Genomic DNA, 9,754 nt, shown 5'->3' with positions numbered 1-9,754 from the left:
GAAGCCGGGAGACGGGAGTGCGAATGGACGAGCCCCTGGATCATGCCCTGCGCCAGATGCTCAACCATGACATCGTCGCCATACCGGTGGTGGATGATCAGGGCGTGGTCCTGGGAGACCTGACGCTGGCACGGGTCATGCGCTATCTTCTATGCCTCTCAGGCCCAAGACCAGGGCCTCGGTTGTGAGCGAGGCAGCGTTGCCCTCGATGGAGCCCGATCGTCCTGGGGCATAGTTGCCTGACGACGTGGGGGAAGGCCCACCATGGTCTCGCTGATTGCTCAGTACTTCCTCAACCACCGCCTCAACGCCGAAGAGCTTCGCTGGCAGATGCAGGCACTGGCGGAGGCCGGCTATCAGGGGGTCTACGCTCACGCCCGGCAAGGGCTCCTCACTCCCTACCTCTCGGAGGACTGGTGGCGAGCGGTGGACACCATAGTGGCGGCCTGCCGGGCCTACGGGATGGAGTTCTGGATCTGGGACGAGGACTACTACCCCAGTGGCCTTGCCGGGGGCCGGGTGGTGTGGGAGGAGCCGGGGTTCATCGCCCGAGGGCTGGAGTTCAGCCTGGCGGAGAGGGAGGGCGCCGGTCCGTTCGAGGTGGACTTCGAGCCCGGGCAGCTGCTGCGGGCCTTCGTCCTGAAGCGAGAAGGCGAGAGGTTGGGCGAGCCACTCGACGTGACCGCCCGGTGCGGTACGCGCCGCCAGCGCTGGACCGCCCGCAGCCTGCGGCACTCGGCCTATTCTCCCCTCATGGACCCGGTGGGGCACCCCCATTGGCGCACCTCCATGGTGGACAACCGGTTCGCCTTGGCTTGGACGCCCCCGGAGCCGGGCCGATACCTGGTGGTTGCTGCCCGAGTGGTGCCTCATGCGGGCGTACATCCCGACATTCTCCGCCCTGGGCCCGTGAGGCGATTCCTGGAACTCAGCCACGAGCTCTACCTGCGCCGGTATCCGGAGGAGTTCGGCGTCACCATCCGAGGGGCTTTCACGGACGAGCCTAGTCCTGGTGGCTTCCTCTACCCGTGGACGCCGGCCTTTCCTGAGGCCTTCCGCGAGGATCACGGCTATGAACTGGAGCCATATTTGGCCCATCTGGCGGTGGAGGTGGACGAGCGCTCGGCGATGGTCCGGCACCACTATCGCCAGACGCAACACCGGCTGCAGACCGAGTCTTACGTAAGTGAGATCGCCCGCTGGTGCGAGGAACACGGCATCCAGGCAGCGGGGCACCTGACCCGCACGGAGTGGCTCACGCTGTCGGCTGCCTGGTGGCCCAACCAGCTCCGATCCTACCGGCCCCTGCACATTCCCTGCGCCGACCCTCTCGGCGGGAGCGAGGGCTGGACGGACGCTGCTCCCTATCACACCGGGCTTAAGGTAGCTTCCTCCGCAGCCCACCTGTTCGGCCGGGAGCAGGCCGGGAGCGATGCTCTGGCGGTGGTGGGGGACGAAGCCCGCTTGCGCGATCTAAAGTATCACCTGGACTACCAGATGGCCTTGGGCATCAACCATTTCGCCGTCCATGGGCTGAGCTACTCCGTGGATGGGCCGCGCAAAGACGAGGTCCCCCCTTCCCTGTTCTACCAGCACAGCGAATGGAAGCACATGCCTCTCCTGCTGGAGCACGTGCATCGCACCTGCCAGGCCCTGACCGGGGGCGAGCACGTATGCGGCATCGCCGTCCTCTACCCCTCTACCAGCCTGGCCTGCCAGTTGTCGGCGCAGGAGCCCCGGGCCGTGCTCGAAGACGAGCGGCGCCTCCACGATCTGGTGGAGCAGCTGCTCAGCCATCAGCGGGACTTCGACTTCATAGACGAGGTGACGCTGCAAGAGAGGGTAGGCCCGGACGGCAGGCTCAGCACGCCTGAGCCGTACAGCGTGGTCATCCTGCCGTACCTGCGCTTCGTGGATGCCGGTACCGCTCGAGCGCTGGAGCGCTACGCCGGCGCCGGGGGACGGGTCATCGCCGTGGGCGGCCTGCCGCGCGTTCTGGGCTCGCGTCCGGACGATGCCCAGGAACGGTGGGAGCCGGCGGGGGTCACGACGGTGTCGGCCCTGAGCCCAAGCGTGCTAGGGGAGTTGCCCGGTACGGATGTATGGGGGCAGGGGGCGCGCGACCTGTTCGTGCTGCGTCGGCGCAGGGACGGGGGGGAGTACACTTTCGTCTTCAACCGCCGCGAAGCCGAGTTCACTGGACGGGTGGATGGCACGGCGGTGTCGGTTCCAGGGCGGGGGAGCGTACTGCTGAATGAGTCGCCGGGGCGGCCGCCCGCCCGGCGGCTCTCGTCCCTGAAGCTAGCTCCCGAGGTGCTAGAGCAATGGTGCGACGACTGGACCGTCGAGTTCGAGCCCAACCACCTGCCCTTGGCCTACTGGCACGCCAGTCCGTTAGGTGACGAGCATGCCCCGCCGGACTTCACTGCTCCCGGGTTCGATTTGCTCCGGCGCGAGCCGGATCCGACGCCGGCCGGCGAGGGCCCGGTGCGCTACTGCTGCCGCTTCTTCCTCTCCGGCGAGGTCCGCGATGTATGGCTGGTCACGGAGGAGAGCTCGCTGGCAGGGCGCTGGCGGGTGTGCGTGAACGGGGAGCCAATCGAGGCCTGGCGACGGGCGGTGGTGTTCGACTGTCGGAACATCCAGGCGCCCATTGGGTCTGCCCTGCGGAGCGGCAGCACTCCCACGCTGAATGTAGTGAGCATAGATGCCGAGGGGCCCGGGAGGGGCCTGCGGGAGGTGCCCTACCTCTACGGGCACTTCACCTGCGAGTACCGGTATGCCCATCTCTCCTTGCCCTTCATCCGGGGCTCGGCCGGAACGCCGGTCTTGACTCACCTTCAGCCTTGGGGCGCCATGGGATACCCTACGTTCTCCGGGTCGGCGGTGTATCGCCGGTTGGTGCGGATCCCGGCGGAGCCTGATCTGATGCTGGACCTGGGGAGGGTGGAGGACGTGGCGGTGGTACGGGTGGATGGGCGGCGTTTGGCTTCCCTGGGCTGGCCTCCGTACACCTGCACTCTGACGGACGTGGCGCCGGGGGAGCACGAGCTATCCATTGAAGTCACCAACGGCCCTGCCAACCGCAACCGGGCCGCCGGCCTGCCCGCCGGGCTGCTGGGCCCCGTCCGCCTGGTTCGGGGTAGGTTGTAGGTCACAGGGGACGAGTTGTGGGGAGTAGATTGCAGGTTCTGGAGAGTAGGTGGTGAGGGCCGGCTAAGGCGTGTCAGCATGAGGGAGCGAAGGTGGTCAGGGTCTGGGGTGGAGTGAGTGTCTGGTTAGGGGCTGGCGATGGCCATGGCCCCCACGACACTGATCCGGCATCGCGCCGTTCCATCTCCAGCGAGCGGGAAGCCTCGAATGCCACCAGTTCCACGGGCAGGTGCACCAGTTGATCTGCTACACTCTGCCCACTGGTGGCGGCCTCCCCGCACTTCCTGCCCTCCAACGTCGCCCGTACTCCTTCCTGATCTTGCCGCCTGAGTGCGTACGCTGTTCCTGCGTCGGAGTGTGCGACCTCGTGCCGGAGCTCCGAGAACGGGCCTCTGCCACCAAGAGCAGACCGACATGCGTCTAGGCCTGCCAAGCCGTCCCGGCCGTCTAGCGCCTCCCGTAACCATTCGGTGACCAGCAGGCGACTCTTCCTGGAATGCCTGGGCTCGCCCTCTTGCGGACCGTTACCGCTGTTCGCTTTGGGCAGAGCTATCCGGCGGGTCCGTAAGCCGTCCGTAGCCTGCTGAAGTGCGTATCCTTGCGAAGTCCAGAGCCACGGGCCTTCAATGCGTACTCCACTCAGATGAACACCATGGCCCGGCTGGCTGAGGGTGAGCATAGGTCAAGTCTTAGTCTCGACTATGGCTCAAGGCCGCTTGTCATTTGGCCGATAGTTAGCTAGCATGGCACATCGGCACGCATGGGCACGGAAAGGGGCGCAGTCGGCCCGTCTCTAGGTCTGTTGGAGACCTGGCAGCTCAGTGGCCTGCGCTTGATCGTTGGGCGAGTAGACGGCTCGCCGCAGGTGCCGAGGGTTGCCGTGAGCATCGGCGCCTGGCCGGGTGCCTCATATGGGTTAGGGCATTGGGGGAGCTTCCGCGACTATCTCAGGTGTACCAAGCCGCGGGCCAACGCGTCCGGGCCGTGGGCGCATGCGCTGCAACCGGTCAAATTCGCTCATCCGCCTAAGATGACAGAAGCGAATGAGCGCGATCGGTTCTGACATGCCCCACGGTCTTCGCGCGCCGTGACGTGCCTGGGTGACCTCAAGAAGACGGAAGCAAGTATGGAGACGGAGCGACACTGGCAGGAGCCGACCACCTGGCCCACTCTGCTTGAAGAGCTGCAGATCTGCTTGCCGGACGTGGCTCTCACGGCGCCAGTCTTGTGTCTGGGCCTCTCACGCCGTGCCCGGAACTGCCTGGAACGGGCCAACCTGGTGACGGTAGGCCAGCTGGCTAGTGCAACCTGCGCTGAGCTGCTTGAGCTCAGGAACTTCGGGACCAAGTCCCTCTCAGAGCTGCGGGACAGACTACGCCAGTTCGCAAGCAGTTGGGAGTGCGAATCCGGCCAGGGGGCATGGGCCAAGATCGCCGATACCCCCGTTGACGCGATGGGGCTGGCAGATGGTACCCAGTTCGCGCTGCTTCGCCTGGGGCTCACGCAGGTCGGGCACTTCAGGGGCCTGACCGCGGAAGCCCTGACCGACACCGGCTACCTGGATGTGTTTTCGGCCAGGGAGGCACTGGGTAGGCTGGCGGCGCTCCTAGGAGAGGACAGCAGCCCAAACGTACCGGGCGAGCCCACCGGGCAGGAGCCAGGCACTCCCATAGATCGCCTGGACCTGTCGCCTCGGCCGCTGAACGCCCTGATGAGAGCCCGGGTGATGACGGTGGAGCAGCTTGAGGTCCTGAGTGACGACGAGTTGCTGTCCATCCGCAACCTCGGCCGGAAGTCTCTGGCGGAAGTGCGTCAGAAACAGGCAGAGTACCTTCAGCTCGGTCGAGACCGCGATCCCGCTCCCGACCTGCGCCAGGATGAACCTAGGGAGCCTTCAGCACTCTCGCTGCCTGCGTATAGAGCCGTCCACACAGGGCTGGCGATCGGCATATCACGCCTCGGACTAGACGCTCAAGAGACAGCCCGCCTGGTCGCCTCAGGCATTCATACAGTACAGCGGCTCGCGGATGGTGCCGTAGGAGACCCCCACTCCAAGCCGGAGGCCCATGAGCAGCTGCGGCTCTACACGGAATGGCTCTTGGCGCAGGATGAAGGTGCTCTCGAGCGAGAGGCGCTCGGGCTAGAGTTGAACCCGTTCCAGCGGGAGGCACTGCGCCGACAGACACTGGAAGAGATTGTTGGTGCTTGGCTGAGCTTTGTGGGTGAACGCAACACTCGGATACTCAGGCTTAGGCTGGGTCTACAAGGCGAGTCACAGACTCTGGAGGAGATCGGTCGCCAGCTGGGCCTTACACGAGAGCGGATCAGACAACTGCAGGCGAAGTCACTCCGCGTTCTACGGTACCATGTGTACTTGCAGGCCGGAGATCCGCTCCTCCTGCTCCTGCAGGAGGTTCTAGCTGAGGCGGGAGGGGTCATGACCCCGCAGCGACTGGCGAGAGCACTAGCTCGGGTAGTGCGGCCAGGTGCGATTGATCCAGCGGGAGTAGTACGGCTGATTACGGAGGCCGACATCCTCCCGGGTTGGCATGGCAAGCTTGGAGTCTGGGTGCACCGAGAGCGGGATCCGGCACAGGTGCGCCAGATGTGGCAGGCGCTGCGGGACCTGCTCTGGGAACACCCTCTTGGCCTGTCCAGGACCGAGTTGATCACGCGACTCTGGGAATGCCAGGCGCCTGGCGAACAGGGCACTGACTTGGACGGCGCTTTCATCTCCGCGTGTCTGCGCACCTGTCCGGGCTTACGCCATGATCCTCGAACGGGCGACTGGTACCTGAAGGGGAGAGTGCGCTCTCGCACGCGTCAGATAGCGCTGGCGCTGCGCCGTATTGGCGAGCCAGCCCATTACAGCGAGATTGCCGCCGAGGTCAATGCCTATCTGGGTCCAGACCAGGCCATGGCCTCGAGGAGCGTACATGCTCGTCTCAGCAGCGAGCCGTCCTACTTCGCGTGGGTGGGCAAGCGAGGTACCTATGGCCTGACTGAGTGGGGGCTCATGGATCTGCCCAGACGTGGCCGTGCGGTAGTCGGAGCTCAGTCCAGGGCCATCCTGGCTACCCTGCGTTCGTACTGCCGGCCGATGAGCTTGGAGGAGCTGACGGTCCAGGCAAATGGGAGGCTTCCTTCAGACCAGCACCTGACTCCGGAGACAGCACGGGCCATTCTGGAGTCTGAGACGGCCAGGTTCACGGCTCTGGGTGATATGTATGCCCTGAGCGAGTGGGCCAAAGAGGGTCGGGACTTAGGCACCTCGCCCACCCCAGGGGCGGATGCACACCAGGAGCTGGCCCAAGCCATCGGCCAGATCCTAGAGATGGCTGGCTGCGCCCTCACCTCAGAGCAGATAGCGGCGCAGTTGCCTCTGCTGGGGTTGTCTCCAGGCTATGAGGAAGTGATGGTCGCCCTGGGACGGCAGGAGTTTCGTGCTCTCGGTGATGGTAGGTACCTACTAGAGCACGAGATCGGAATCGCCAGACCGTCTCTAGGTTGACGGGACGAACAAGGCACCTAATGGGGTGTCGCGCGTCCACAGGCCCGCGCGAGCAAATCCGAGCGGATACGGGGGAGTGGCGGTGAGCTACCGCACCATCTGGGACGAAGAGACGGGAGGTGTCCTTCTCACCGATGGGGACGACGGCGCCATCCAGGGTGAGGTGCGCCCTGTCTTCTTCGAGGAACTGGATCTTTTCGGGTTCGACACCGAGTGGCAGTACGACCGAATACAAGAGCCACTGCTCTGGGCGGTGGATCGGCGCTACTACTACCGAGGCCGCCAGGTGGCAGAAGCCAAGGGCGGAGGCTTCTTCGAGAAGCCGAAGATCGAGTTTCAAGAGAAAGGCCTGCAGTTGGAGCCGGCAGATGTGCCGGTGATGTTGAGAAAGAACGCTTACATAATGAGCGGACTGGTCCACCGGGCGATCGAGTTCATTGACCGTACCTACAATCAGTACCGCGACAAAGTGGATATTGCCACCGTGGCCTTCAGCGGCGGCAAGGACTCTCTGGTGGTGCTGGACCTGGTGCAGCGGACTCTGCCGCCGGACCAGTTCGTGGTCGTCTTTAGCGACACCACAATGGAAATCAGTGCTACTTACGAAGCGGTGGAGCGGGCGAAGGCACGGTTTCCTGAGCTGACGTTCCTGACCGCTCGGTCGCACAAGCCGGCCACTCAGACCTGGCGGGAGCTGGGGCCGCCGAGCCGGATCATGCGATGGTGCTGTACGGTACACAAGACTGCTCCGAACCTCCTGCTACTGCGAGAGCTGGTGGGCAAACCGACGGTATCTGCGCTGGTATTCGACGGAGTGAGAGCCGCTGAGAGCCAGAGGCGCTCACAGTACGGAGAGATATCGGTAGGCGGCAAGCACGCCACGCAGGTGAATGTGAGTCCCATCCTGCAGTGGGGCCCCCTGCAAACGCTCCTATACATTCTGCAACGTGACCTGCCTCTGAATACTGGATACCGGTACGGGCTGGGCCGTGTAGGCTGCAGTGTGTGCCCCTTCGGCTCAAGCTGGAGCGAAGCGGTTCTCAGCATGGCCTGTCCTGACGATGTTAGTGCCCTGACAGCTATCTTGTACGACTGCGCGGCGAGTTCAGGACTAGCACCCGAAAGAGCTGAGGAGTACGTGAATCAAGGCCAATGGAAGGTCAGATCAGGCGGGCGAGACATTGAGGCAGGGGGTCTTCGAGTCGCGGAACACGAGCAAGATGGCACCTTGACATTCGTCCTTCGGCATCCATCTGAGAACTGGCTTGAGTGGGCTAAGGTGTTGGGCAGCATCAGCCTCGAGGACAGGGCTCAGGGCGTGATCAGAATGGAAGACAAGCACTGCCGTTATCAGATTCATCGCAGCAGTGACAGCCTGACCGTGCAATTGAGCGGCATCGAGGCGGACTACCGCGTCCTCAAGAGCTACATTCGCGCCACCGTCTACAAGACAGCATACTGCACTCACTGCCGTGGGTGCGCGGTGGAATGCCCTACAGGGGCCCTCTCGATGGGAGATAGAGTCCATGTCAATGAGGCGCTATGTTGTCACTGCTACCAATGTCTGAAGCTCACAGAGAAGGGCTGCTGGGCAGCTAAGTCACTCGGCACCACTAATGGGGGCGGGAGGATGGGACGAATCAGTACCTACCAGACCTTCGGAATGAGGCTGTCCTGGCTAAAGGAGTTCATGGAGAAGCGAGAGTCATGGTGGGGCAGCAGTGATCTGGGCAATCGACAGATCGAAGCGATGAGGGCCTGGCTACGGGAAGCGGAACTCATTAGGGGCAGTGCCCTTCACATCACAGAGCTTGTCGGTAAGCTGAGCCGGTTCGGTCCGGAGTCTCCCATTACATGGAGCGTGATCTGGTGCAATCTGGTAAGAAACTCCTCACTTATAGCATGGTACACGACGGACGTGCCCTGGGGAGGCAACTGGTCCAGGCGAGAGCTCATCGAGCATATGCCCGCAGGCGCAAGTGAGCGGACTCGCGAGAATGCGGCAACGGCTCTCCTCGGAACGCTACGCGCCACCCCTCTGGGGAGCATCGGGGCTGGCGAAGTGCTCTCAGACAAAGAAAGAGGTCCCAGAGTGCACAAGCTGGGATGGCGGTCACCAAGCGGGCATGCGGTCCTCTACTCGCTGTACCGATATGCTGAACGTATGGGTAGACACAGGATCACCTTATCGGAACTCCTAGACGGAGCGGTAGAGGGCCCCCATGCAGTCTTCGGGTTAGATGTGGACCTGCTAAGCAGACTTCTGCGGGGCATGTCATCATTGTGGCCGGACTGGATATCCGTCGAACTCACGAGGGACTTAGATAACATCCATATGGACAGCGGAAAAACGTCTAGCGATGTGCTGGATCTGCCTCAATGACCGTCTACGACAAGGGATGGTCAGTGCATCGGACGTTCGGCTTGAGGCGGGAGTGGGTGCAGCTCTATCTGGAACGTCCGGATGATTGGATGGACCAAGGACACCTCGGCAACAAGCAGGTGGATGCGCTAGCCAGGTGGTTACGGACAACTGGCCTTCTGGATTCGAACGGACGCGAGACTTTCCTCTGCGCCCATGCTCGAGCTGCTGGGCCAGACGATAGCCTAGTCTGGCAGCTGCTCTGGGCACACTGCGCCCTGGGGTTTGCCACAGCCCACTGGTATGTGCGTCAGTGTTCCCCAAGCACCCAGCAGACGACCATAGAACTGGCTAAGGCACTGCAAGGGTTCCATCCTGCGCTTTCCTACAGGACTTGTTATGACGCCATCCTTGAGCTGGTCGGTCTTCTGGAGCGAACACCTATCGGCCGGGAGTTGGGTCAGGGCGAGGTGTTCCCCGGAAGCCCACGCTTGGTCAAGCGCTGGGGCCTTTCAAATCCCTCCCCCGGTGCGCTTCTGTACGCCAGCGTCAGACTGGGCCAAGGCCAGGGCAGGATGACACTAGGGCTGGACGAGGACCTTACCTGGCCCTGGATCATCTTTGGATGTGATCGAGACGATGCACTGATTACGCTCGCCACGCTGTGTCAACCATGGGGACGATACGAGATGGCGAACTGAGGCTGCGACCGCCGACGGAGGAACGCA

General features: G+C 63.3%; 5 protein-coding genes and 1 pseudogene. All 6 read left to right on the top strand.

Features of this window, described 5'->3' with window-relative positions:
- On the top strand, positions 1-188 hold a 188-nt coding region (locus HPY83_09305; GenBank protein NPV08144.1), incomplete at its 5' end, for a CBS domain-containing protein.
- A gap of 76 nt (positions 189-264) precedes the next feature.
- On the top strand, positions 265-3,153 hold the full coding sequence (locus HPY83_09300) for a hypothetical protein (protein NPV08143.1): 2,889 nt from the start codon (positions 265-267) through the stop codon (positions 3,151-3,153).
- Between the two features lie 1,126 nt (positions 3,154-4,279).
- Positions 4,280-4,534: pseudogene (locus tag HPY83_09295) on the top strand (hypothetical protein).
- A gap of 330 nt (positions 4,535-4,864) precedes the next feature.
- Entirely contained in the window at positions 4,865-6,664 is a 1,800-nt protein-coding gene (locus HPY83_09290) for a hypothetical protein (protein NPV08142.1), read from the top strand.
- 82 nt (positions 6,665-6,746) lie between these two features.
- Positions 6,747-9,047 (top strand): phosphoadenosine phosphosulfate reductase family protein, encoded by a 2,301-nt coding sequence (locus HPY83_09285; GenBank protein NPV08141.1) that lies wholly within the window; start codon positions 6,747-6,749, stop codon positions 9,045-9,047.
- Positions 9,044-9,727: a hypothetical protein gene (locus tag HPY83_09280; GenBank protein ID NPV08140.1), complete on the top strand. Its 684-nt coding sequence runs from the start codon at positions 9,044-9,046 to the stop codon at positions 9,725-9,727. The genes HPY83_09285 and HPY83_09280 overlap by 4 nt, the downstream gene beginning before the upstream one ends.
- The last annotated feature ends 27 nt before the right edge of the window (positions 9,728-9,754 follow it).

This window comes from Anaerolineae bacterium (assembly GCA_013178015.1).
In the GTDB taxonomy this organism is placed as follows: Bacteria; Chloroflexota; Anaerolineae; order DRVO01; family DRVO01; genus Ch71.
The sequence above is the reverse complement of the archived record's forward strand: the minus strand, read 5'-3'. Positions and strand labels throughout refer to the sequence as shown.